The sequence below is a fragment of the Micromonospora sp. DT4 genome, from assembly GCF_049841675.1.
Taxonomy (GTDB): Bacteria; Actinomycetota; Actinomycetes; order Mycobacteriales; family Micromonosporaceae; genus Micromonospora.
Window position 1 is genome coordinate 1 of sequence record NZ_JBNCKT010000013.1, and the last position, 23,026, is coordinate 23,026.

The 23,026-nt window shown below is 71.9% G+C and carries 24 protein-coding genes; 7 read left to right on the forward strand and 17 right to left on the reverse strand.

Going from position 1 to position 23,026, the window contains the following annotated elements; translation table 11 throughout:
• Window positions 1-71: 71 nt before the first annotated feature.
• The 5 genes from ACLQ24_RS06715 to ACLQ24_RS06735 form a co-directional block, all read right to left on the reverse strand.
• On the reverse strand, window positions 72-602 hold the full coding sequence (locus ACLQ24_RS06715; protein WP_425889684.1) for a hypothetical protein: 531 nt from the start codon (window positions 600-602) through the stop codon (window positions 72-74).
• A gap of 96 nt (window positions 603-698) precedes the next feature.
• Window positions 699-1,094 (reverse strand): VOC family protein, encoded by a 396-nt coding sequence (locus tag ACLQ24_RS06720; RefSeq protein WP_425889685.1) that lies wholly within the window; start codon window positions 1,092-1,094, stop codon window positions 699-701.
• Window positions 1,091-1,840: a MarR family transcriptional regulator gene (locus tag ACLQ24_RS06725; RefSeq protein WP_425889687.1), complete on the reverse strand. Its 750-nt coding sequence runs from the start codon at window positions 1,838-1,840 to the stop codon at window positions 1,091-1,093. The genes ACLQ24_RS06720 and ACLQ24_RS06725 overlap by 4 nt, the downstream gene beginning before the upstream one ends.
• A 39-nt stretch (window positions 1,841-1,879) precedes the next feature.
• Window positions 1,880-2,425, reverse strand: coding sequence for a WapI family immunity protein (locus tag ACLQ24_RS06730; RefSeq protein WP_425889689.1), 546 nt, complete (start codon window positions 2,423-2,425; stop codon window positions 1,880-1,882).
• A gap of 44 nt (window positions 2,426-2,469) precedes the next feature.
• Window positions 2,470-3,618 carry a hypothetical protein gene (locus tag ACLQ24_RS06735; RefSeq protein ID WP_425889691.1) on the reverse strand — a complete coding sequence of 383 codons (1,149 nt, stop codon included), beginning with the start codon at window positions 3,616-3,618 and terminating at the stop codon, window positions 2,470-2,472.
• Between the two features lie 244 nt (window positions 3,619-3,862).
• Here ACLQ24_RS06735 and ACLQ24_RS06740 point away from each other — a divergent pair, with 244 nt between their 5' ends.
• The 3 genes from ACLQ24_RS06740 to ACLQ24_RS06750 all read left to right on the forward strand — a co-directional run bounded on the left by ACLQ24_RS06740 (window position 3,863) and on the right by ACLQ24_RS06750 (window position 8,750).
• The gene (locus ACLQ24_RS06740) at window positions 3,863-5,416 is read left to right on the forward strand and encodes a gluconokinase (RefSeq protein ID WP_425889693.1); all 1,554 of its coding nucleotides are present in this window, start codon (window positions 3,863-3,865) and stop codon (window positions 5,414-5,416) included.
• 55 nt (window positions 5,417-5,471) lie between these two features.
• Window positions 5,472-7,145, forward strand: a complete 1,674-nt coding sequence (locus ACLQ24_RS06745) for an SLC13 family permease (RefSeq protein ID WP_425889694.1) — start codon at window positions 5,472-5,474, stop codon at window positions 7,143-7,145.
• 168 nt (window positions 7,146-7,313) lie between these two features.
• On the forward strand, window positions 7,314-8,750 hold the full coding sequence (locus ACLQ24_RS06750) for a serine hydrolase (RefSeq protein WP_425889696.1): 1,437 nt from the start codon (window positions 7,314-7,316) through the stop codon (window positions 8,748-8,750).
• 7 nt (window positions 8,751-8,757) lie between these two features.
• Here the strand turns inward: ACLQ24_RS06750 and ACLQ24_RS06755 are convergent, their stop codons facing one another.
• From ACLQ24_RS06755 to ACLQ24_RS06770, 4 genes are all read right to left on the reverse strand, one after another.
• Window positions 8,758-9,516: a MerR family transcriptional regulator gene (locus ACLQ24_RS06755; protein WP_425889698.1), complete on the reverse strand. Its 759-nt coding sequence runs from the start codon at window positions 9,514-9,516 to the stop codon at window positions 8,758-8,760.
• A 50-nt stretch (window positions 9,517-9,566) separates the two neighbouring features.
• A complete protein-coding gene (locus ACLQ24_RS06760) occupies window positions 9,567-11,822 on the reverse strand; it encodes a putative bifunctional diguanylate cyclase/phosphodiesterase (RefSeq protein WP_425889700.1) in 2,256 nt (751 codons plus the stop codon).
• Window positions 11,823-12,030: 208 nt separating this feature from the next.
• Window positions 12,031-12,204 carry a hypothetical protein gene (locus ACLQ24_RS06765; RefSeq protein WP_425889702.1) on the reverse strand — a complete coding sequence of 58 codons (174 nt, stop codon included), beginning with the start codon at window positions 12,202-12,204 and terminating at the stop codon, window positions 12,031-12,033.
• Window positions 12,205-12,211: 7 nt separating this feature from the next.
• The gene (locus ACLQ24_RS06770; RefSeq protein ID WP_425889703.1) at window positions 12,212-12,445 is read right to left on the reverse strand and encodes a zinc-ribbon domain-containing protein; all 234 of its coding nucleotides are present in this window, start codon (window positions 12,443-12,445) and stop codon (window positions 12,212-12,214) included.
• Between the two features lie 102 nt (window positions 12,446-12,547).
• On the opposite strand from ACLQ24_RS06770, the gene ACLQ24_RS06775 reads away from it, so the two are divergent.
• Together ACLQ24_RS06775 and ACLQ24_RS06780 are read left to right on the forward strand one after the other, a co-directional pair.
• Window positions 12,548-12,913, forward strand: coding sequence for a type II toxin-antitoxin system RelE/ParE family toxin (locus tag ACLQ24_RS06775; RefSeq protein ID WP_354863256.1), 366 nt, complete (start codon window positions 12,548-12,550; stop codon window positions 12,911-12,913).
• Window positions 12,910-13,227: a helix-turn-helix domain-containing protein gene (locus ACLQ24_RS06780; protein ID WP_357172870.1), complete on the forward strand. Its 318-nt coding sequence runs from the start codon at window positions 12,910-12,912 to the stop codon at window positions 13,225-13,227. Before ACLQ24_RS06775 ends, ACLQ24_RS06780 begins: the two co-directional genes overlap by 4 nt.
• A gap of 135 nt (window positions 13,228-13,362) precedes the next feature.
• Here the strand turns inward: ACLQ24_RS06780 and ACLQ24_RS06785 are convergent, their stop codons facing one another.
• The 3 genes from ACLQ24_RS06785 to ACLQ24_RS06795 form a co-directional block, all read right to left on the reverse strand.
• Complete coding sequence (locus ACLQ24_RS06785) at window positions 13,363-13,794, reverse strand: helix-turn-helix domain-containing protein (protein ID WP_425889705.1); 432 nt, start codon at window positions 13,792-13,794, stop codon at window positions 13,363-13,365.
• Window positions 13,795-13,895: 101 nt separating this feature from the next.
• Window positions 13,896-15,239, reverse strand: coding sequence for a class I SAM-dependent methyltransferase (locus tag ACLQ24_RS06790; RefSeq protein ID WP_425889707.1), 1,344 nt, complete (start codon window positions 15,237-15,239; stop codon window positions 13,896-13,898).
• A complete protein-coding gene (locus ACLQ24_RS06795; protein WP_425889708.1) occupies window positions 15,236-16,633 on the reverse strand; it encodes an FAD-binding oxidoreductase in 1,398 nt (465 codons plus the stop codon). The genes ACLQ24_RS06790 and ACLQ24_RS06795 overlap by 4 nt, the downstream gene beginning before the upstream one ends.
• A gap of 93 nt (window positions 16,634-16,726) precedes the next feature.
• On the opposite strand from ACLQ24_RS06795, the gene ACLQ24_RS06800 reads away from it, so the two are divergent.
• Together ACLQ24_RS06800 and ACLQ24_RS06805 are read left to right on the forward strand one after the other, a co-directional pair.
• On the forward strand, window positions 16,727-17,197 hold the full coding sequence (locus tag ACLQ24_RS06800) for an aminoacyl-tRNA deacylase (RefSeq protein ID WP_425889710.1): 471 nt from the start codon (window positions 16,727-16,729) through the stop codon (window positions 17,195-17,197).
• Window positions 17,198-17,255: 58 nt separating this feature from the next.
• A complete protein-coding gene (locus ACLQ24_RS06805) occupies window positions 17,256-17,957 on the forward strand; it encodes an RICIN domain-containing protein (RefSeq protein WP_425889712.1) in 702 nt (233 codons plus the stop codon).
• On the opposite strand, the gene ACLQ24_RS06810 is transcribed toward ACLQ24_RS06805, so the two are convergent.
• From ACLQ24_RS06810 to ACLQ24_RS06830, 5 genes are all read right to left on the reverse strand, one after another.
• Window positions 17,954-18,196, reverse strand: coding sequence for a hypothetical protein (locus tag ACLQ24_RS06810; protein WP_425889714.1), 243 nt, complete (start codon window positions 18,194-18,196; stop codon window positions 17,954-17,956). The genes ACLQ24_RS06805 and ACLQ24_RS06810 overlap by 4 nt on opposite strands.
• 78 nt (window positions 18,197-18,274) lie before the next feature.
• A complete protein-coding gene (locus ACLQ24_RS06815) occupies window positions 18,275-18,772 on the reverse strand; it encodes a hypothetical protein (RefSeq protein WP_425889716.1) in 498 nt (165 codons plus the stop codon).
• 77 nt (window positions 18,773-18,849) lie between these two features.
• Complete coding sequence (locus ACLQ24_RS06820; protein ID WP_425889718.1) at window positions 18,850-20,802, reverse strand: vWA domain-containing protein; 1,953 nt, start codon at window positions 20,800-20,802, stop codon at window positions 18,850-18,852.
• 2 nt (window positions 20,803-20,804) lie between these two features.
• Window positions 20,805-22,256, reverse strand: coding sequence for a magnesium chelatase (locus ACLQ24_RS06825; RefSeq protein ID WP_425889719.1), 1,452 nt, complete (start codon window positions 22,254-22,256; stop codon window positions 20,805-20,807).
• Between the two features lie 172 nt (window positions 22,257-22,428).
• Window positions 22,429-22,935, reverse strand: a complete 507-nt coding sequence (locus tag ACLQ24_RS06830; RefSeq protein ID WP_425889720.1) for a hemerythrin domain-containing protein — start codon at window positions 22,933-22,935, stop codon at window positions 22,429-22,431.
• Window positions 22,936-23,026: the final 91 nt, after the last annotated feature.

Below are 23,026 nucleotides of genomic sequence, written 5' to 3' on the forward strand. Positions count from 1 at the left end.
GTGAAATCCTTGTTCCGCAAGCCCGAAGTCCGCTACGCCGCCTCCTGACCATCAACTATTTGCCTTACGGGTCAATAGAAGCGGAAGTTCACGGCGGCGCTGGCCGGAACCAGCAGCCCGGCCAGTCGCCCGTCGTCGTGCAGCAGGGTGAGGGGCACGTCCGGGTCGTGGGCGACCCCGCGCAGGTCCGCGTACCGCCACTCGCGCCGGTGCTCGCGGCCGGCGAAGGCCACGCGGTGGCTGGTCACGACGGCCACGCCCGTGTCGACGGTCCGCAGGCCCGCCGGCAGCGCGGCGTCGACCGGGTCGGTGAAGGGACAGCCGCCGGGCGCGGGCAGGCCGGCGACGTGCCGGGCCTGGGCCTCGACCAGCTCTGCGAGGGGTACGACCCGGAAGACGAGTTCGTCGAGGTCGAGGTCGACGGGGAGGCCGGCGCGGGGCTGCGTACACCCGAGGAAGCCGGCGGCTTCGATCCGCAGCCGGACCAGGTGGTCCTCGCGTCGACGCCAGGCGGCGGTGGCGTCGCGGTACGCACGCCGACGCCGCTCGTTCTCGCGCTCGGCCCAGGCGAGCCGCCACGGGGAAGGTACCAGTGCGGTCACGGTCACACGCAGTACAACCGCTCACGTACGTGACAGGCAACGCCGGTCGAATCGATGTATCCCTTTGCGCCCGAAAGGAGAGAATTGGCGGGCGGGTCAGGCCGGGGCGGGCTGGAAGAGTTCGACGGGGTTGCCGGCCGGGTCGTCCAGGACGATCTGCCGACCGCCCGGGCCCTTGACCACGTCACTGCGGAAGGAGACTCCGGCCGCGCGCAGCCGGGCGACCTCCGCGTCGATATCGGCGACGATCAGATGGATGCGGTTCCAGCCGCCGGGCTGCGGACGACGACCGTCGGGCAGATCCCGGCCGGCCGAGCTGGCCGGGCCGGAGAGCAGCAGCCGCAGGTTGCCGCGCCGCACGTCGGCGAACGCGGGCAGGAGGGCGCTGTTCGAGGTGAAACCGAGGTGGACGGTGTAGAAGTCGATCGCGGCGGCGACATCGTCGACGAGGTACCGCACGCTGACCGTGCTGTCCTCGATGGGGCTGGTCATGATGCCCTCTCTCCTGGATGGACGAGCGTGTACAGCAGGAAGTCGATCCGCTCGGCGAGGTCGTCGGCGACCCGTTGGAACGCGGGCAGCCCGTCCGGGGCCACGGCCGGGTCCGGGATGCTCCAGTGCGCGCTGCGCGGGCATCCGGGGAACTCGGGACAGACCTCCTTGACCCGGTCGCACAGGGTGATCACGACGTCGAACCGTTCACCGGTGAACTCGTCGAGGTGTTTGGGTCGGGCCGAGCCCAGGTCGATGCCGCGCGCCGACATGACGCTCACCGCGTGCGGGTGGACCGGCTTCGGTCGACTCCCGGCGCTGTACGCCTGCACGGCACCGGCAGTGCGTTCCCGCAGCAGCGCTTCGGCCATCTGCGAGCGTGAGCTGTTGCCGGCACACAGGAACAGCACTCGTCCGGCCACCGAGGTGGCCGGCGACGGCGGGTCGAGCCGCAGCCCGGGATGCAGGGCCGCGCCAGCGCCGGACAGCAGGCCGGCGCAGTGGGCCAGGGCGAGCGAATAGTAGGTGTCGCGGCCGTCGGCGCTGCTGCGTCGGGCGGTCACCAGCGCGGCCTTGCGGAGTTTGCCGAGGTGGTACGAGACGAGGTTCTGCGGCTGGCCGAGGCGTGCGGTCAGTTCGTGCACGGCGAGGTCACCGCGGGCCAGCTCGCTGAGCAGACCCCACCGCACCGGGTGCCCGGCGGCGGTCACGAACCCGGGCGGCGCGCTGGTGCCGGATGACGTCACACCCGCGCATTACATCAAACTGATTTGATGCAATAGTGGTCAGCCCGCGCGTCGGCGGTGCGGCAGGGGGCCGAGCAGCGGGTCGTCGGCCGGGAACCGCGATCGGGCACGCGGCGGGTACGCCTCGCAGTGCCCGGCCCACTGGTCGGCGGCGACAGCGAGGGCGTCAGCCGACACGGTGAGGATCAACGGGTAGATGGCGGTGGCCGGTCGGCGCATCCACGGGGGCAGCGACTCGGCGGAGAACTCGACGATCAGCTCCAGCCGGCGGCGGCGGATCACCCGGGCACGCAGGGCCAGGTTGGGTTCGGTGAAGCGGACCATCGCCGGTGACGGATTCGGCCCGCCGGCCGCAGCCGCCTGGCCGTGCAGCCAACTGCCCAGCGCGCGGGCCTCCTCGACGAGGAGGCTCGGGTAGTGGTGCGACCACATCTGGCCGTCGGCGGTACGGGCGTCCACCTCGACGAGCAGCCAGTCCTGCCAGCCCGGCACGACCCGCTCGGGGTCGTCGGGCGGGTCGATGCCAGGCTGGTAGCCGACCGGGCGGATCCGCACCCGGGCGCCGTCGTCAGACCGGATCTCCACCCGATCATTCTCGCCGACCGAAGCGGACTATCACCCCAGAACGGCTACTTCGTGACGGTCCGCCGGACGCCCCGGTGCTCAGCGCACCCGCCCGCCCGGCCACCCGCGAGGCTGACCGAGCCGTCCCGGCACTGCACCAAATAGCCCCGGCCCGCCCAGAACTGCGGCACGCAGTCGAACCAGTCGCACACCTCGGCGGCGGGCCGACGGATACGTGTCCCGCCGCAGAAGTCGTACCCGAGGGGGTTCTCCGGCGCCCCACAGCGCGGCCCGGACGTCGCGCTGGGCGAGGGGCGTGGCGACGGCTTCCGCTTCGGCGCGGTGATGTGCGCGGGCGGCGGGATCGCCGGCCGCAGCAGCGCGGGAGGCGCGCTGGCGGCCAGTGCCGGTGTGGCCGCCACGGCGACCTCCGCGCCACCTTTCGGGTCCGACGGGTTCGAGTCGACAAGCGCCGCCGGCACCAGCAGCGCGACGGCCGCCGCCACCGCGATGGACCGACGGCCACCGGGCACGAGCGAGGAGAGCCGGGCCTGCGCCGGCGTGGCCGCCGCCGGCCGGAACGGCTTGAGCTGGTCGTGTTCCGCGATCAGCTCGTCGAGCTGGGCGAGCACCGCGGCGCGCTGCTCGATCGAGTCGGCGAAGGCCAGCGTCAGCTTGAACCGGAAGTCCGCCGCCGCGTCGGTGGGCAGCAACAGGCCGGAGGTACGCCGCCGGTCCAGCACCTGCACGAGAGTCACCGGGGCTGCCGGGTCGTGGGCCAGACCGGTCATCCGGCCGTACGCCCAGTCGCGCCGGCCCCGCCCGCCGAGCAGCACCAACCGACGGCTGGTAATGACGGCCATGCCGGCATCGGTGACGCGTACGCCGTCCGGCCGACGCGGACGCAGCGGCGCGGTCGGCACGGCGACCGTCAGGTCCGGTGCGGGAAGCACTGTCGTGTGCCGCACCTCGACCAGTTGCGCGGCGGGCAGCGCCCACAGCACCACCTCGTCGTCGACCAGTTCGAGTGGAAGGCCCGCGCCGGCCGCCGCGGAACCGTGGAAGTCGGCGGCCAGGGCGCGCAGCCGCCGCAACTCGTCGTCGCGTCGCCGCCAGGCCGTCTCCGCGCCTCGGTACGTGCTGACCCGCCGCACGTTCTGCCGCTGCGCCCAGCGGTACCGCCAAGTGGAACCCGTCGAATCAGTCTTTGCCACGCCGACTCCTTCGCCGCGCAGGCCACCAATCTGGGGTGCACTCGGACTAACAGTCGTGATGGTCGGCCGGGACACGCCAAGAAGGGCGAAATACCCGAACGATGGAGCAATCCGGACGATAGGGCGATACTGCTGCGTCAATTCACCTTCCCTCGTGTCGTGCGAGGCGGTCGCTGTCTCGGTAACGTCAGCCGCAGCCGGGTGGCGCCGCCGCCGCACCGCCCGCACGGAGGGGGTGAAGCTCATGCCGCCAGACACCCTGCCCGGTGTGGTGGTCGGGGTCGACATCGGCACCACGAGCACCAAGACCATGGCGTACGACACCGACGGGCGGCTGCTCGCCAGCCACTCCGCCGCCTACCCCCTCGACGACCCGCACCCCGGGTACGCCGAGCAGGACCCGGAGGTGATCCTCGCCGCCGTCGTCGAGTCCATCCGGACCGTGGTGACCGAGCTGACCGTTCCGGTCTCCGGCCTGGCCTTCTGCTCGGCCATGCACAGCCTCATCGGGCTCGACGCGGCCGGCAACCCACTCACGCCATCGGTGACCTGGGCCGACTCCCGGGCCACCCGCCAGGCCGAGCGGCTGCGGGCCGTGCCGTCCGGGCTGGCCCTGCACCGACGCACCGGTACGCCCATGCACCCGATGTCGCCGCTGCCCAAGCTGCTCTGGTTCGCCGAGCAGGAGCCCAGGCTCTTCGAACGCGTCGCGCACTGGGTCGGCATCAAGGACTGGGTGCTGCTGCGGCTCTGCGGAGCGCTGGTCACCGACCACTCGATCGCCTCGGCCACCGGCCTGATGGACATCCACACCCTCGAGTGGGACACCGAAGCGCTGACCGTCGCCGGCATCACCGAGGAGCAGTTGCCCCAACTGGTCGCCACCACCGCCGTCCTGCCCGGCCTCACCGCGCAGGCCGCCACCGCCCTCGGCCTACCTCAGTGCACCCCGGTGGTGGTCGGCGCCGGGGACGGACCGCTGGCCAACCTGGGTCTGGGCGCCGTGCACCCCGGCATCATGGCCTGCTCGATCGGCACCAGCGGCGCCCTGCGGGTCATGGTCGAACGCCCCGGCGTGGACCCGCTGGGCGGGGTGTTCTGCTACGCGCTGACCGAGGATCGCTGGTCGGTCGGCGGCGCGATCAACAACGGCGGCATCGTCCTCAAGTGGGCAGGCTCGACGCTCGCGCCCGACCTGGGCGAGCACTCCGAGGAGGAGCTGGTCGCCCTGGCGGCCCGCGCCCCGGCCGGCTCGGGCGGGCTCATCATGCTGCCGTACCTACACAGCGAACGCGCTCCACACTGGAGCGCGCTGCCCCGCGGTGCGTACGTCGGGTTGACCCACGGGCATCGTCGCGAACACCTCGTCCGAGCCGCGATGGAGGGGGTCTGCCAACAGCTCGCGCTGGTGCTCACCTCCGTACGTGCCGCCGGCAACGAGGTCCGCGAGATCCGGGCCGGTGGCGGCTTCGCCCGCAGTGGCCTGTGGCGGCAGATGCTCGCCGACGTGCTCGGCATGCCGGTGAGCTTCCCGGCCGGCCACGAGGGATCGAGCTTCGGCGCCGCGCTGCTCGGCATGCAGGCGCTGGGCCTGATCCCCAGCATCGACGTGGCGGCCGATCTGGTCCGCATCGAGGAGGTCATCCGCCCCGACCCGGCCGCCACGGCCACGTACGCGGCGCTACTGCCACTCTTCGCCGAGCTGTACGACGCGCTGGTGCCCACCTTCACGTCGATGCGTCGACTGGCGCCCGGCCTGCCCGCCGAGCCGACCACCCCCGCAGGACCACCGATGTAGGCCCTTCGGCCGGCCCCGCCCAGGGTCGACCCCCGCCCCGAAGGTCGTGATCGCCATGCTCCCACCCCTCGCCGAACCGCTGACCTCCCTCGCCGCGCCAGCCTCCCTCGCCACGCCGGCCTGGCTCACCACGCCGGCCTGGCTCACCACGCCGGCCGCTCTCGCTGCGCCGGCCGCGTTCGGGGCCCCGGCTTCGCTTGCGGCGCAAGCTTCGCTCGCCGCGCCGGCCGAGCCGGTCACCACCGCTGGCGACGGCCAACTCGTCCTCGCCGCGCTGCTCGGCATCGTCGCCGTGGTGCTGCTGATCGCCTGGGCCAAGGTCCACCCGTTCCTGTCGCTGATCCTCGGCGCGGCGGTACTCGGCGTGGTCGCCAGCGTCGCGCCCGACAAGATGATCACTTCGTTCACCGGTGGCGTCGGCACCACTGTGGGCGGCGTCGGGCTGCTGATCGCGCTGGGGGCCATGATCGGCGGTTTGCTCGCCGAATCCGGCGGCGCGGACGGCATCGTCAACCGGGTCGTCGGCCGGGTGTCCGGCCGCGCGCTGCCCTGGGCGATGGCCGGGGTGGCGGCGCTCATCGGGTTGCCGCTCTTCTTCGAGGTCGGCGTGGTGCTGCTGGTGCCGATCGTGCTGCTCGTCTCGATGCGGACCGACGTACCGCTGATGAAACTCGGCATCCCGGCACTGGCCGGCCTGTCGGTGCTGCACGGACTCGTGCCACCGCACCCTGGCCCACTGGTGGCGATCTCGTCGCTCGACGCCGACCTGGGCCTGACGCTCGGGCTGGGCCTGCTGGTGGCGATCCCCACGGTGATCATCTCGGGGCCGGTCTTCGGCAACCTCATCGCCCGGTACGTGCCGGCGACCGCACCCGCCGCGCTGCTGCCCACCCGCCGCCAGCCCGCCAACTCCACGGGCACAGCCGAATCGACCGGTACCGCCGGAACGACGGATCGGCGCGACGTGGATGGTGACCTGCTCACCGACGACGATCTCGTCAACCCGGGCGGCGGTCGACCGGGCGAGCCGGTGGACGACAGCGGCACGGAGGCCGCCCGGCGTACCCCGGCGTTCTGGCCAGCGGTGATCACCGTGCTGCTGCCGGTGGTGCTGATGCTGCTACGCGCGATCGGCGAGCTGACGCTGGACGAGGGCACGGCCGTCCGCAAGACGCTCGACATCGTCGGCACGCCGATCGTGGCGCTGCTCGCCGGGGTGATCCTGGCGATGTTCACCCTCGGCTACCAGGCCGGCTTCAGCCGGTCCCAGGTCTCGTCGGTGCTCAGCGGTTCGCTGCCCCCGATCGCCGGCATCCTGCTGATCGTGGCGGCCGGCGGCGGGTTCAAGCAGGTGCTGGTGGACGCCGGTGTGGGCAACCTGGTCGCCGACGCCGCCAAGGACGCGAACCTCTCCCCGCTGCTGCTGGGCTGGCTGGTCGCGGTCGGCATCCGGGTGGCCACCGGCTCGGCGACGGTCGCCACCATCATGGCGGCGGGCATCGTGGCACCGCTCGCCGCGACCCTGGACCGGCCCGGGGTGGCCCTGCTGGCGCTGGCCATCGGCTGCGGGTCGCTGTTCTTCTCGCACGTCAACGACGCCGGGTTCTGGCTGGTCAAGGAGTACTTCGGCTTGACCGTTGGCCAGACCATCAAGAGTTGGTCGGTGATGGAGACGCTCATCTCGGTGATCGGCTTAGCCGGCGTACTCCTGCTCGATCTGCTGGTGTAACGCCCGGGCGGGGTCAGGCCGCCTCGGGGCCGGTGTCGCTGATGCCCCTGATACCACCGAGTCATTTTTATACCTCTGAGGTATATCGCCCGGGACGCACCGACTCCCGGACGGGTGACGACGATCCCGGCAGCCCCATCCGTCTCCCACGCTTTTTATCGTGCAAACGTGAAAAAAAGCGACAAGAGGTGCTCATCTTCCCTGTTCGCGCCCCACCCCCACGTACCCCTCAGGTGGCTGGCGGCGGCGGTCGCGCTGGTCGTCGTCGCGACGACCGGGCCCGCCACCGCCGACGGCCCCGGCCCGGACCACCAGGGCGCGCCGGGATACGGAACCGGGCCAGCCAACGACGGGCCGGGCGACGACGGGCCCGGCGACGAGGGCGGGCCGGCCGACCACGGGCCCGGCGACGAGGGCGGGCCGGCCGACGAGAGCGGCCGAAGTGACGAACCGGGTCTGGAGCCCGCGCCGGAGCGGGCGCCGACCAGCGAGGTGTCCTGGCTGTCGTTCCCCGGCGGGGCGTTCGCGGTGGATTCGCTCGGTCACACCGTGCGGTACCGGGCCTGCGACGGCGACACCGGCCGGGTCGCCGATCCGGGCATGCGGGTCGCCGCCGCGGTGGCCAGCGGCGAGGTCACCGTCGACGGCAGGAGCTTCCGGTACCGGGTGCCGCTGGTCGGGCGCAGCACGGGCACGCTCGTGGTGTCCGGGCCGCAGGCCCAGCCGGTGGAGTTCTCCGGCGTCGTGGTCACCAGCCCACAGCCGCCCACCGACCCGGTCGAGGGCACCCGGCTGTTCCCGCTCAGCGGGCAGCTCGCCAGGGTCGTCGCCGACGCCAGCCTCAACCCCGCCGGCGCCACCGTCCGGGACCTGTCCGGCCGGTACGGCGACCAGCAGATCTCGGTCAACGGCGCGCTGCGCCCCAAGGCCGCGAGCGTCATCAAGCTGTGGATCCTGGTCGAACTCCTGCGTCGGGTCGACTGTGCACAGGTCTCTCTCGACGACGGTGTGCTGGTCACCCCGGCCGACGTGGTGGGTGGCACCGGCCAGCTCCAGTTCGAGACGTTCCCGCAGGTGGTCACGCTGCACCGGCTCGCCCAGTACCTGATCAAGTACAGCGACAACGTCGCGGCCAACGTGCTGATCACCTACCTGGGTGGGTTCGCGCCGGTCAACGCCCTGATCGACTCGATGAACCAGCGCTCCACGATCCTGGCCCGCCGGATGCTCGACACGGCGGCGGCGCAGCGCGGCGAGGAGAACTACACCAGCCCGGACGACGTGGTGTCGCTGCTCGGCGCGGTCTGGGACGGCGAGATCCTCACCCCGGCCTCCCGCGACCTGATGATCGGGTTCATGCGCGAACAGACCCTCAACACCAAGATCCCGGCGGCGCTGCCACCCGGCGTCCCGGTGGCCCACAAGACCGGTGACCTGCCGGACGCCTCCCACGACGTCGGCTACTACCTGATCCCCGGCACGGAGACCGCCGTAGCGTTCCTCACCGCCGGACCGATGGAGACCGGGGACGAGACCGTCCGCCGGATGGCCAGGACCGTCTACGACTTCCTGGTCACCCCATCCGGCGGGGCGCTCGAGGAGTGAGCCGCCGTCAGGCCCGGCTGATCGCGTTGGCGTGAATCGCCTCGCTCACGTACGCGGCAAGCCCGGGAGCGATGTTCTCGAAGTACGCGGTGAACCGCTCGTCGGCCAGGTACATGTCGGCCAGCCCGGTGTGTATCTCGTACGAGCACTCGTAGAACCAGCGGCTGATGAGCTGCCGGTGCTCCTCGGCCAGGTCCATCGCCTCCGGGCTGTCCGCCGGCACGCCCGAGGTCAGCAGTGCGACGATCCGCCGACCCCAGTCCTCGTTCTCCGCCTTGTTCCGGAGCCAGTCCTCCTTGCTGTACCGCGCGACCCGCCGGTTCGACTCCCGGTACGCGTCGGTGTCCCCCCAGCGCTGCTCCGCCTCGGCCTCGTACTCCTCCGGCCGGAAGTCACCGAAGACCTCGAACCGCTCCTCGGGTGTCAACTGGATGTTCAACTTGCTCGCCTCCATCGCGAACTCGATCGCCGTGACCATCTCCTGCAACCGCTTCATCCGTACCGTCAGCAGCTCGTGCTGGCGACGCAGGTGCGCGGCCGGATCGGCCGCCGGGTCGTCGATGATCGCGGTGATCTCCTCAAGCGGGAAACCCAGCTCGCGGTAGTACCGGACGAGTTGCAACCGTTGCAGGTCCGCGTCGTCGTAACGGCGGTAACCGGTCGAGGTCCGGCCGCTCGGCGAGAGCAGACCGATCCCGTCGTAGTGGTGCAGCGTCCGTACCGTCACGCCGGCGATCTTCGCCACCTGACCCACCGTGTACGCCATGGTTCCCCTCCCTTCCGGAAACCAGGCTCCCGCCTGCCGTTACGTCAGGGTCAAGCCCGATTCTGACCCACCGTGGCGGGGCTGTCCGGACGCCCGTACAGATAGCCCTGGCCGCGCGGGCAGCCGATGGCGGTGACCGCGTCGTGCTGGCGCTCGGTCTCCACCCCCTCGGCGATCACCGCCAGGTCGAACGCGCCGGCGAGTCGGGTGACCATCTCCACCGTGGCGTACGCCCGCTCGTCCGAGCCCAGCCGCGCCACGAACGAACGGTCGATCTTCAGCTCGGTGGCCGGGATGCGGTGCAGATAGCTCAACGAGGAGTAGCCCGTGCCGAAGTCGTCGATGGCGATCTGGATGCCCAACTCCCGGAGCTGGTGCAGACGTTCCAGCACCGAGTCGGTCCCCTCGATCAACGCCGACTCGGTCAGCTCCAGCGTCAACGCCCGTGGCGCCAGCCCGGCGCTGGCGGTGGCCGCCGTGACCGTGGCGATCAGGTCCGGCCGACGCAGGTGCGCCGCCGCGATGTTCACCGCGACCGTCGCCTCCGGCGCGCGGGCCCGCCACGTCGCCGCCGCCCGGCACGCCTCGTGGATCACCCAACGGTCGATCGGGAGGATCAAGCCGGTCTCCTCGGCCAGCGGCAGGAACCTCGCCGGCGGCAACATCCCCAGGCGGGGGTGCCGCCAGCGCACCAGCGCCTCGGCGCTGCGCACCGCGCCGGTCGCCAGGTCGACGATCGGCTGGAACTCCAGGCGCAGTTGCTCCTCGTCGACGGCCCGGCGCAGGTCGGCGATCAGCTCCGCCCGGGACACGGCCGACTCGCGCAACGCCGGGGTGCACGTCCGGTACGCGGACTTACCGGAGGCCTTCGCCGCGTACATGGCGATGTCGGCGTCGCGCAGCAGGTCGCTGTGGGAGGCGTGCTGCGGCCCGTACTCGGCGATGCCGATGCTCGCCGACGGGTGCACGCCCACGTCCTCCTCCCCCTCGGAGGGGCGCAGGGCGGCCAGCAACCGTTCGGCGAGGCGCTCGGGGGACACCTGCCGGTCCCCCTCGACCAGCACCGCGAACTCGTCGCCGCCGAGCCGGACGATCGTGCCGTCGCCGTCCACGGCAGTCCGCATCCGGGCCGCCAGTCCGGTCAGCAGGGTGTCCCCCGTGGCATGCCCGAACCGGTCGTTGACCTGCTTGAACCCGTCGAGGTCGAGCAGCAGGACGGCCACCGGTCGGCCATCGCGCAGAGCCAGCCGCAGCAGTCGGTTGAACAGCAGCCGATTCGGTAGGCCGGTGAGCTGGTCGCCGTACGCGAGCCGGCGCAGTCGCGCCACCAGGCGCAGGTTCTCGTTGGCGGCCAGCCCCTGGCGTACGGCGAGGGCGGCGAGCAGCGCCATCATGGTCACGAAGACCAGCGGCGGGGTCTGGCCGGTGGGCCGGCGGGCTAGCAGCACCGCGATGATCGCCCCTCCGACCGGCAGGTACGGCAGCGCCACCCGCCACCACGGCGGCAGCGGGGACTCGGCGGTCTCGTCGGTCCCGTCGCAGTCCGGCGGCGGACCGCTACCGGTGGCCAGGCCGATCAGGAGGTAGCTCAGCGGCCAGCACAGGTCGATGGGGTGACCGGCGGCGTAGTCACCACGGGCGACCAGCGAGACGTACACGACGTCGGCGACCACCCGGATGGTGAGGCTCGCCGCGAGCAGGCGCATGGGCCGCCATCGGGGCCATGCCGGACCGGCCACCGACACCAGGATGGTGAGCTGCATCAGGTCGAACATCGGGTAGAGCAGCCCCAGCGTGCGCGCCGGGTTGGCCAGCTCGGCGGAGGCGACCCCACGGAACACCAGCACCCAGCCCATCGGCACCAGGGCCAGGGCGACGATCACGCCGTCCAGCAGCGTCCGGGCACGCCCCACCGCCGTACGCGGCCCGGACGGCGAGCTGAGCAGCGCGGCCGTGCCGGTGAGGATGCCGGCGGTGAAGACCACCCCGACCAGCGGGGTGTGCGGCAGGTCGCCACCGGCGAGCCGCTGCACCGTCCAGAGCGCCCGACCCAGCGCGGCGAGAGCCATGGTGACGGCGAGCAGCGTCCAGAACCTGCGCAGTGGGGCGGGATGTCGACGGGCCACGCCGGCACAGGCGACTGTCGCCCAGCCGGCCACCAGGAGCGCGCCCACATCGCTGACCAGCGCGGCGCCGGGGAGCGCGGCGGCCAACCAGCCCGCCTCCACGGCCAGGACCGTAACCGCGACGATCGGGCCGGCGGGCTTTAGCTGCCCTGCGGCCTGCTTCACGTCCTGTCGCGACACGGTCGCTCCGGCTCTTGGTCGTATGTGCACAATCGGTCGGACCGGTCCACGGCAAACCCCGAAAGCCTAGCCACCGCCCGGGTACGTCGCCAGGGCCGAACATCCAAGTCGATGCGGCCTCCCCGGGCGATCATCGCGGCCTGAGTCCTTCGCCCCGGGTCGGGCACCACAAGTCCATGATCGGCAGCGCGCGGGCCGACGGATCAGGTCAGCGGCCGGCCGAGCGGTTCCAGGGTGAGCGGGGCAGCGCGGTCCCGGCCAGCGGGCGGCGGACGGGCCGGCGTCGACGCCGGCCGGGGGTGCACGGCGGGCGGGCGGCGGTGTGCACCCCTGGCCCGGCCGACGACGGTCGGCCGATCAGCCAGCACAGGAAGCGGGCCATGTGCGGCTCAGCCGACCGGGAGGCGCTGGGCGTCGGACTTGGCGATCTCGTACTGCGCTCCGCAGAACGTGCACTGCTGCGCGTACCGGGTGCGGATCGGGATGAGCGGAACGAAGAAGAGGGTGAATTTCGTCGACCGGCGGGTGATCACCTGCGCGGCGTGGTTACCGCAGTGGCGGCAGACCTCCTGCACGACACCGGACCTGTCGACCTTGGTACGCAGACCAAAGATGAAGAACATCGCCCGGCAGTACCCACTCCACCCCGAAAAGTCACCGAACCAGCCACACCTATCGGTTCGACAGCCGCAGCGACCTTGTATAGCTATTGGTATACTCGCTCAGTGCCGCAGGATGAGTGGGACGTCTTCGTCGTCGACGAGGTCCGTGCCTGGATCGACAGCCTGGACGAGGCGACATTCGTCCGGGTCGTCCAGGCCATCGACGCGCTCGCCGAAGCAGGACCCGGGCTCGGCCGCCCGCTGGTCGACACGATCAGGGGGTCGTCGCTGGCGAATCTCAAGGAGTTGCGACCCGGCACCGTCCGCATCCTCTTTGTCTTCGACCCGTGGCGTGCCAGCATTCTGCTGGTCGCGGGCGACAAGGCGGGCCAATGGCAGAGCTGGTATCAGCAAGCCATCCCGCTCGCCGAACAACGCTACGAGATCTACTTGAAGGAACGCGCACAGCAGGAGGGAGGTCAGCGGTGAGTGGACATGTGCGGTGGTCGGACATCCGCTCGGAGTACGTACAGCGGGCCGGCGGCGAGGAGGCCGTCGAAGCCGGAAAGCAGGAGCTGCTCGCGCAGGTCGTCGGGCACCGCCTGGCCGAGGTACGACGAGCCCGCGGCTTCACTCAGCAGCAGATCGCCGAGCGCATGGGCGTGACGAAGGGACGGGTGTCCCAGATCGAGCAGGGTCGGATTTCCGGCCAGGAAGTGGTGGCCCGGTACGCCGTCGCCCTCGGCGGTCGACTCCACCAGGCCATCTACTTCGACGACGGTGACATCGCCGCCATCGCGTGAGGCACCCGGCGCAAGCCCCACCGGAACCGCCTCGACAGGCGCTTGATCGTGCTCGATCCAGGAAAGAGTGCCCTCGGAACGCACCGGAGACCACCCCTTCCGTGATCGAGCACGATCAAGCGGACCGCGAACCCGTCAGACGGTGGGCTGGGGCTCCAGGCCGGGGACCTCGACGTCGACCCAGATCGGCTGCCAGGCCGGCATCTCGTGGAAGCGACGCAGCTCGGACAGGCCGGCCACCGACCCGGACCAGGCAGCGTACGGGGGGTTGGTGTCGTCGAAGCCGCTCTGCACGAAGGTGAGCGTGGTACGGCCACCGGATTCGGCCAGCTCCCAGCTCGTGACGCCGGGCGGTCCCCAGTCGACGGACATCCTGCGGCCGGGCTCCAGATCGACGATCTTGGCGGCGTACCCGTGGTAGTAGACGCGCTGTGGCGTCTGGTCGAGTCGGGCCGCGACCTCGGTGCAGGTGCGCGGTTCGGCCAGTTGCCGCAGCACCTCCACACGCTGCGGCTTGAGCAGGACCTCGGCCTGCTCGATCTGCTCCAGGTACAGGACGTCTCTCATGGCAAAATCAGTTTTGTACGTACAAAACTCGTTTATCAGCTGCTTCGCGAGAAGCCGCGCCGACGTTCTCGACGCGGCTTCAGGCGACGCTCAGCAGATGATCAGGGCAACCAGTCGGGACGCAGCGGGTAGCCGTTCACACCGTCCGGGCCGTTGTGGGTGGCCAGCACCTGGTGCAACTGGATGCCGTTGCGCTCGAACGCCATCCGCGAGCCGGCCATGTAGAGACCCCACACCCGGGCGGTCCCCGCGCCCACCTCCGAGGCGCAGAAGTCCCAGTGCTCCACCAGGTTGCGACACCACGCGGCCAGCGTCAGCGCGTAGTGCTGGCGCAGGTTCTCCTCGTGGTGCACCTCCAACCCGGCGTCGTGCACCTCGCTGATCAGCCGACCCGGGCCGGCCAGCTCGCCGTCCGGAAAGACGTACCTGTCGATGAACGCGCCCGAGCGGTGCGGCGCCCGGTTGTCGGCCCGCGTGATGGTGTGGTTGAGCAGCCGCCCACCCGTGCGCAGCCGCGACCGCAGCGCGCCAAAGTAGGACGGGTAGTTGCGCACACCGATGTGCTCGGTCAGCCCGATCGAGGAGATGGCGTCGAACTGCTCCGCCGGCGCGTCCCGGTAGTCCAGGTGCCGCACCTCGGCCAGCTCGCTCAGCCCCTCCCGCTCGATCGCGGCCTGCGCCCACTGCGCCTGCGCCTGCGACAGGGTCACCCCGAGCGCCTTGACCCCGTACTCGCGCGCGGCGTGCCGGACCATGCCGCCCCAGCCGCAGCCCACGTCCAGCAGCCGCATGCCCTTCTTCAGCGCCAGCTTGCCGGCGACCAGGTCGTACTTCGCCGCCTGGGCCTGCTCCAGGGTGGCGTCCGGGGACCGGTAGACCGCGCAGGTGTACGTCATCGACGGGCCGAGCACCTTCTCGTAGAAGGCGTTCGAGACGTCGTAGTGGTGCGAGATCGCCGTGCTGTCGCGGACCCGGGAGTGCCGCAGCCCGTTCATCACCCGCTTCCAGCGCGGCTGGGCCTCCTGCGGCGGAGCCGGCGGCGGCAGCAGTCGCTCCCAGCCCAGCCCCCGCACCAGCGCCACGCCGTCGACCACCGACGGTGGGCGCAGCCGCAGCTCGTCCTTGAGCACCCGCAGCGCCTCGTACGGGTCACCCGGGTGCACCCCCTGCAACGCCAGGTCGCCACTGACGTACGCCCGGGCCATACCCAGGTCACCAGGGGCCGTGAGCAGGTACGACAGACCCCGCTCGGAACGGATCGACAGGGTGATGCCGGCATCGGCCGGACCGACGGCGCTGCCGTCGTACCCGGTGATGCGGATCGGCAACGGCCCGCCGGTGACCGCGCGGACGACGTCCGCGACGGTCGGACCGGTGCGCCGGCCCCCCGCCGGCCCGTTGGCGGGGACGCTCCCCGCCCCCTGATCTCGGTCGGTCAGGCTCATGCTCGTGCTACCGCCTTTTCGTACAGTCCCGTCAGCCGGTGGTCCGGGTCGTAGCGGTCCTTCACCGCGCGCCAGGTCTCGCCGCCGTAGAGGCGATCGAAGGCGTCCCGGTCGTAGTACGCGTCGGAGTAGAGCGACTTGTGCCCACCCAACTCCGACACCCTGCGTTCGATCGTGCGGTTGACGTCGCCGTCGGCGGCGCCGGGCGCGATCGGCACGCTCCCCCAGAACCCGATGTTGACGTAGTCCTGCCCCGCGTGCAGCGGATACAGCGGCCACGACCGCGCGGAACCGGGACCCTCCGGCTCACGCAACCGCAACGGGCAGAGCCACACCGGGGTCATCCCCACGCTGGCCGAGAACCAGCGCAGGAAGTCGGCCATCCGGTCCAGCGGGATCTCCACGTCCTGCACGACCCGTTCCCGGGCCGGCTGGCCGCGCAGCCGGTCGATCCGGGCCGCCACCTGGTGCCGATGTTCGAGGCGGACCAGTCGGTGATAGACGTCGCTGCGCCGGTAACGCGCCGGCCAGAGTCGGCGCACGACCGGGTGCTGCGCGCCGAACGCCGCGGAGCACCAGAACCAGTCGGTGTCCCAGCGCCACAGGTAGTCGTACGCGGTCAGCACGTCGCGGGTGCGCTGACGCAGCGACCGGTAGTAGATCGCCTGGCCGGTGTAGTCGCTGGGCGGGTCGGCCGCATCGGTGAAGGTGCCCAGCACCAGGTACGCCTCACCGGGGCTGAACATCACGCCGTCCATCAGGTCGACCGGTTCGCCGGCCCAGGACCGGGTGGCGGTCACCTCGGCGATCGCGTCGGTGAGCGCCTCCAGTTGGGTGAACCGGATGTTGCGCAACGCCACGTACCGGCCGACCGGTTGCAGTTCGATGCGCAGCCGGGTGGCGTAGCCCAGGCTGCCCAGCGAGTTGGGGAACGCGCGGAACAGGTCGGCGTGCTCCCCGTCCGGGCGGGCCCTGACGATCGCGCCGGAGCCGGTGAGGATGTCCATCTCGCGTACCGACTCGTGGGGCAGGCCGTTGCGGAACGACGTCGACTCGATCCCGAGGCCGGTCACCGCGCCGCCCAGCGTGATGGTGCGCAGTTGCGGCACCACCAGCGGCATCAGCCCGTGCGGCAGCGTGGCGTCGACCAGGTCCTCGTACGTGCACATGCCCTGCACGTCGGCGGTACGCCCGGTCTCATCGACCGAGAGCACCCCGTCCAGGGCACTCACGTCGAGGCCAGGGGTACGGGGAGCGGATCGGGGACGGAACAGGTTGGAGGTGCGCTTGGCCAGCCGGACAGGCTCGCCCGTGGGCACCGCGGCGTACGACCGCCGCAACGTGTCCACCGCTTGATCATGGCCAATGGGGTGATCCACACGCTCAGCGCGCATGTGATCACCTTACGCCTGCACCCCGGAAATCGTGGGATGTCCTCGCCTGCCGTTTCCCGTCCGACCGCAGGTCCGACGGTTACCGTGGCGGACATGCCGTCGCCCGCGATCGCCGCCCTGGACTCCGCCGGACTGCCGTACCGGCTGGTGAGTCACGGCGCGGTCGGCAGCCTCGCGGAGGCCGCCGCCGCCCGCGGTGTGGCCATACCGGACGTGGTCAAGACGATCGTCGTGCGTCGTGGCGCGGACGACCACCTGTTCGTGCTCACCCCCGGCGACCGGGTCGTCTCCTGGCCCAAGCTGCGCGCCCTGCTCGGGGTGCAGCGCATCTCCATGCCGGACGCGGCTGGCGCGCTGGCCGCCACCGGGTACGAGCGCGGCACCATCACCCCGTTCGGCGCGAGCACGGCGTGGCCGGTGATCGCCGACGAGCGGCTGCGCGGCCGGGAGATCACCCTGGGTGCGGGCAAGCGGGGCCTCGCCGTCGCGGTCGACGCCGACGCCGCGATCACCGCCCTCGACGCCACTGTGGCCGACGTCACCGATCCGCAGCCCACCCGCTGAGCGCCGCCGTCGTCGCCGGGCTGGCTCCGGCGCGCCGCCGTGGGTGAGGATGGCGCCTATGCCCGCGATCGAGGAACGCCCCGACCCCGTCGGCACCGTGTACGGCGGCCGGCGCAGAGCCAACTCGGGCCCCCTGGCCGACCCGCTGCTGCGGGTGGCGTTGGCGGTCGGGCTGGTGGGCGTACTCCTTGGTGCGGTCTTCGCCACCGGTCTGCTCGACGGCGACGACGAGCCGGTGGTGCCGGCGGCCGTCGGCACGCCGTCCACCGCGGCCGAGCCGACCACCCCGGCGGCCGAGCCGAGCCCGACGCCCTCGGTCGAGCCGTCGCCGCCCCCGTCGGCCGTTCCCACCACCGGGCCCCACGTGCTGCGGTTGCCCTCCGGGCTCTGCCTCGGGCTCGACGGTGACGGGGAGAAGGCCGGGGCCGAGCTGGCCACCTGCACCGGCGGCCCGGAGCAGCAGTGGGTGGTCAACCCGGTCGGACCGGACTCGGCGACGCTGACCAACGCCGCCCACGGGCAGTGCCTCGACGTCGAGGGCGGCAGCGGTGACGACGGCGCGCGGGTGATGCAGTTCCCCTGCCACGGTCAGGCCAACCAGCAGTGGCGGGTCACCGCCACCGGCACCGGCCCGGTGCTGCTGGTGGCGGTGCACAGCGGCAAGTGCGCGCAGGCCGACGACGACGGCGCCGAGGCCGGGGACGAGATCCGGCAGCGGCCCTGCGATGGCCGCCCCGCCCAGCAGTGGACGATCGGCTAGCCCCGGAAGCTCCCTGCCCGCGGCGCGGTCGCGGCCACGAGGACGGCCTCGGGCACCGGCCGGCCCGGCCGTCGGCGCAGCAGCAACGACAGCCCCGCGGCGCCGATCGACAACGCGCCAGCCACGTACCAGGCCAGCGCGTAGTCGCCGAGCCGGTCGCGCACCAGCCCGTCGACGTACCGCCGGACCTTCCACCCCCGCGAAGAGCTGGCAACGCCCTGACCCCAGCGATCTTGCACTTCCGGTTGTTGAAACGCACCTTATGATCACTTTTATCGGCGCAGAAAACGCAAGATCGGCGATGTCCCCGGGGCGGGTCAGGGGCGGAGCATGTGTAGTTGCGCCTGGTGTTTGGGGAGGTGGACCCGGGTGTGCAGGTCGAGGGTGCGGGACCAGGGCAACGGCTCGTCGACATCGAGGTCGAAGCCCTCCCGCAGGCGGGTCTCGACCGGAGTCTCCGCCTCCAGGCCGAGCTGATCCACCAGCGCACAGAGCCGTTCACTCGTGCCGTGCAGCAGCGCGGTCAGGCCACGCAGGCCACCCTGCTCGGCCACCAGAGCGTCGAGCTGCGGACGGTGCATGTCATCCAGGTCGAAGTAGGCGAACGTCGACCCCGCCAACAACGCCTCGGTGGCCTGGATCATCAGCTCGTCGTTGGCGACCAGGTGCGCGACGATCTGCTCGGCACTGAGCTGCCCCTGCGGGGCGGGCCCGAATGTCGCCCCGTCGATCTCGGCGAACACCCCGTCATAGGCCCGCCGCAAGCCACCAGTCTCCACCACACCCCCACCCCACCCGCCCGCCGTGTCGATCATGGCGTTGTAGTGCCCGGTTCACCCGGATGAGCGGCATTTGCCACCCACCACAACTCCTTGATCGACACGATGGACTTTCAGCGGCGGGATTGGCGGGAGCGGAGGTAGTCACTGACCACGTACTCGCCCAGGTCGCCGGTGTCCGGGGTGAACATGCGGCCCCGGCTGCGCCTCGCCACCGCGTCGACGAAGCGGCGCAGACCCGGGTCGTCGCCGAGCATGAACAGGTTGAGGGTGGCGCCGTACCGGCTGAGCTTATCCACCTCGCGGACGGTCGCCTCGATCGTCTCCAGCAGCGGCGGCCAGTGGAACAGCGCCTCGCCGTCGTCCGGGTCCAGGTGGGCGGTCGGCTCCCCGTCGGTGACCACCAGGACGACCGGCTCGGCGTCCGGATGGCGGCGCAGGTGCCGGGCGGCCAGCCGCAGCGCGTGCTGGAGGTTGGTGCCCTGCTCCAGGTCCGGCTCCACGGCGGCCAACTCCTGCTGGGTGAGCAGCATCGCCTCCCGGCCGAAGCCCACGATCTGCAGGGCGTCCTGCGGAAAACGCGTCTCCATCAGGTGCGCCAACGCCAGCGCCGTCTGCTTCATCGGCCCCCAACGACCCTGAGAGATCATCGAGTACGACAGGTCGACGCAGAGCACCACCGCCGCCGAGGCACGCTTCTCGGTCTCCACCACCTCGAAGTCGTCCGCCTCGAGTTGCAGCGGAACCGTCGGCCCGGCCCGGCGTACCGCCCGCGTGAGCGTGCGGACCACGTCCAACGGCTGCTCGTCGCCGTACTCCCAGGGGCGGGACGCGCCGCTGACCTCGCCGGCCGCGCCTGCCGAACGCAGGTCGTGCTGGCCGCGCGGCCCGGCCGTCAGGTCGGCGAAGACCCGCCGCAGCGCGATGCCACCGAGCCGGCGCAGCGCCTTCGGGCTCAGCGTGAGCCCGTCCGCGTCCCGGCCCACCCAGCCCTGGCGGCGCAGCTCCCGTTCCAGCTCACGCAGCCGGCGGACGTCGTCGGTCGCGTCCCGGCCCAGCGTCCGGGCCACCGCGTCGACGTCCACGTCGTCCAGCGTGGCCCCGGGGTACTCCTGGTCGAGCTGGTCCAGCAGGTCGTCCAGCTCACCGATCTCACCGAGCGCGCCGGCCGCGTCCGCGTAGTCCAGGGGCTGGTCGCCTCGCACCCGCTCGCCACGCCCCCAGCGCAGCTCCGGCCGCAGCGCCCGCAGGTTCGCGTCGAGCGCCGACAGCTCACCGGCGAGGCGGTCGCCGAGCGACTGCTGCATCAGGCCGGCCAGCTCGGCGCGCTGCCGCTCGGACAGCGAGTTCATCAGGCGCTCACCGGCCGCCGAACGGCGGGCCAGCACGTCGATCAACTCGTCGACCGTCTCCGGCTTCTCCGGGAAGAAGTCGCCGTGCCGGCGCATGAACTCGGCGAACGCATCGGTGGTGTCCTCCGCGCGGCCGTGCCGGGCCAGCAGGTCGTTCAGGTCCCCCATCATCTCGGCGAGCCGCTGCTGCACGGCCGGGTCGGCGGACACGCGCACCGCGTCGCGCAGCCCCGCGAACCGCTGACCGAGTACGTCGTCCCGGAGCTGGTCGAGGATCTGCTGGTACGAACGACGGGCGTCCTCGCTGGCCCACTGGTAGCCGGACAGCTCTTCGACCGCACGGGCGGTCGAGCGGGGCAGATTATCCAGTATCGACTCGGCGAACCGCGCGCCGTCGTCGTCGCGCCCCCGCAGTTCGTCACGCTCGGCGGCGAGGGCCTGGTCGAGCAGGGCCCGTGCCCGGGTCACCGCGCCGTCGAGGTCGCCGCGACGAAGCGCCTCGCGGCGCAGCCGTCGCGCCCGGGCGGCCAGGTCGTCCAACCCGCCACGCCCCTGCGGGCCCCGGCGCAGCAGGTCGCGCAGTGCCTGCCGCAGGCTGCCGCCGGCCAGCACCTCGGAGCCGACCGCGTCCACCGCCTCGCGCACGTCGTACGGGGGTGCCAGTGGGTCGGGCCCGCCGTCCCACTGCCCGTACCGGAACCGGTTGCCGGCCACGGTCAGCCCCGGCCACCGTAGACGGTGCGCCCCGACTCGGTGACGTCCTTGCCGAGCCGGCGGGTCAGGTGCAGCCCCTCCAGCACGAACTCGACGGCCGCGGCGGCCTCCTCCGGGGTTGGCGCGTCGCCCAGGCCGAGCCGGTCCAGAACCTTGGCCAGGCCGGGCACGGTGCCCACCTGGCGCAGCAACTCGGCGGAACCGACCAGCTCGCCGGTCTCGATCGCCGCCCCGTCCTCGACGAGGGCGGTGAACCCGGACAGGTCGAGGCCGGCCAGGTGGGCGCGGAACGTCTCGGCGGTCGCGGTCCTCAGCAGGTGGGCCAGGATCTCGATCTCCCGCCCCTCCTCGCCGCTCTCGAACTCCACCTTGCCCCGCAGCGTGCTGGTCACCGACACCGCGTCGCCGACCCGGGCCACCGCGGCCTCCGGCCGGCCGTCCGGATCGGCGGCGGCGGCGAGCAGGCCGGCACGGCGCAGCGCGGCACCGGCGACCGTCTCGGCGGCGGCGATCGCGAACCGGGCGGAGACTCCGGAGCGCGGGTCCACCGACGGGGATTCCCGCACCGCGCGGGCGAAGCGGGCCAGCACCTCCAGCACGTGCTCGGGGACGTCGGCGACCAGATCCGCCTCCTGGCGGATCAGCGCCAGCTCCAACTCCAGGTCGACCGGGTAGTGGGTACGGATCTCCGCGCCGAACCGGTCCTTGAGCGGGGTGATGATCCGGCCCCGGTTGGTGTAGTCCTCCGGGTTGGCGCTGGCCACCAGGAGCAGGTCCAGTGGCAGCCGGAGCTGGTAGCCCCGGACCTGGATGTCCCGCTCCTCGAGCACGTTGAGCAGCGCCACCTGGATGCGTTCGGCCAGGTCGGGCAGCTCGTTGACGGCGAAGATGCCCCGGTTGGTACGTGGCACCAGCCCGAAGTGGATGGTCTCCGGGTCACCGAGGGTGCGACCCTGGGCGATCCGGATCGGGTCGACGTCACCGATCAGGTCACCGACGCTGGTGTCGGGGGTGGCCAGCTTCTCGCCGTAGCGCATCGAGCGGTGCAGCCAGCCGACCGGCAGCTCGTCGCCGGCCTCGGCGACCCGGGCCGCCGACGCGGGGGTGAGCGGACGCATCGGGTGCTCGTTGAGGACCGAGCCCGCGATGACGGGGGTCCACTCGTCGAGCAGCGTGCCCAGAGCGCGGATCAGTCGGGTCTTGCCCTGGCCGCGCTCGCCGAGCAGCACCATGTCGTGCCCGGCGAGCAGAGCCCGCTCGACCTCGGGCAGGACGGTGTCGTCGTAGCCGACGATGCCGGGGAAACGGGTCTCGCCGGAGCGCATCCGGGCGAGGAGGTTGTCGCGGAGTTCCTGCTTGACGGTGCGGTACTGGTAACCGGCCGCCCGTAGCGCGCCGAGCGTGCCGGGCAGGTCGGCCGGTGGAACCGGGATTACCGGGGTGGGCGCAGTCACCCGAGTAACGCTAGCTCACATTCGCGGGGGTGCCTCCGGCTTCGGGTGGCACCCCCACCGCCACCCTCAGCCCCGGCCGCAGCGCCGGCAGGCGCCCCGACGGCGCAGGTGGTACGCGTACGTGGCCGCGCCGAGCGCCACGCCCCACAGCGGCCAGAGCAGCGGGGGGATCTCAGCGGTGGTCGGCCACGTACCCCTGCGGGTCCTTGTCGCGGAACGGCAGGTCGCGCCCGTTCTTGTGTTCGCCGTAGAAGGTCAGCCAGCGCTGGCCCAGCTCGGCACGCAGTTCGAAGCTGGCGTGCCGGCGGAAGTCGGGCAGCGCCTCGTCCTCCTCCTCGGCCAGGTGCTCGCTGTTCTCCCGGCGGGCCGTGCCGACCGCCTCCCACCAGGGCTTCGAGCCGACCGGGTGCAGTTTGGACTCGGCGATGGCATCCCGGATCTTGTTGTGGTCGCCGATGGCGTCGGCGGTCTCGTCCTCGCCGTCGTCGCCGTGCTTGACCAGGTGCGGGTAGAGGATCGCCTCCTCCGCCTCGGCGTGAATGTCGAGGTGCAGGGCGAGGGCGTCCCAGATGGCCAGCAGCTCCTGCTCGTCGCGGGCGTCGTCGAGGCGGGCGAAGCCGCGCCGGAAGGCGGCGTGGTCGTCCAGGATCAGTGCGGTGATGTCGTCCACGTCGCTCACTTTCCGCAGGCTGGGCCGGTCGTCGCGTCGAAACTACCCCGATGTCCGGCTTCCCACGCCCGATCTCTGGCACGCCGGACCGCGGCTAGGC

Bases quoted from the DNA above. Each gene is read 5' to 3' on its own strand.
- ACLQ24_RS06800 (WP_425889710.1), top strand. From the start codon at position 16,727: ATGCCGTCGCCCGCGATCGCCGCCCTGGACTCCGCCGGACTGCCGTAC.
- ACLQ24_RS06790 (WP_425889707.1), bottom strand. From the start codon at position 15,239: ATGAGCCTGACCGACCGAGATCAGGGGGCGGGGAGCGTCCCCGCCAAC.
- ACLQ24_RS06720 (WP_425889685.1), bottom strand. From the start codon at position 1,094: ATGACCAGCCCCATCGAGGACAGCACGGTCAGCGTGCGGTACCTCGTC.
- ACLQ24_RS06805 (WP_425889712.1), top strand. From the start codon at position 17,256: ATGCCCGCGATCGAGGAACGCCCCGACCCCGTCGGCACCGTGTACGGC.
- ACLQ24_RS06795 (WP_425889708.1), bottom strand. From the start codon at position 16,633: ATGCGCGCTGAGCGTGTGGATCACCCCATTGGCCATGATCAAGCGGTG.
- ACLQ24_RS06740 (WP_425889693.1), top strand. From the start codon at position 3,863: ATGCCGCCAGACACCCTGCCCGGTGTGGTGGTCGGGGTCGACATCGGC.
- ACLQ24_RS06755 (WP_425889698.1), bottom strand. From the start codon at position 9,516: ATGGCGTACACGGTGGGTCAGGTGGCGAAGATCGCCGGCGTGACGGTA.
- ACLQ24_RS06770 (WP_425889703.1), bottom strand. From the start codon at position 12,445: ATGTTCTTCATCTTTGGTCTGCGTACCAAGGTCGACAGGTCCGGTGTC.
- ACLQ24_RS06815 (WP_425889716.1), bottom strand. From the start codon at position 18,772: ATGATCGACACGGCGGGCGGGTGGGGTGGGGGTGTGGTGGAGACTGGT.
- ACLQ24_RS06785 (WP_425889705.1), bottom strand. From the start codon at position 13,794: ATGAGAGACGTCCTGTACCTGGAGCAGATCGAGCAGGCCGAGGTCCTG.
- ACLQ24_RS06765 (WP_425889702.1), bottom strand. From the start codon at position 12,204: ATGGCCCGCTTCCTGTGCTGGCTGATCGGCCGACCGTCGTCGGCCGGG.
- ACLQ24_RS06745 (WP_425889694.1), top strand. From the start codon at position 5,472: ATGCTCCCACCCCTCGCCGAACCGCTGACCTCCCTCGCCGCGCCAGCC.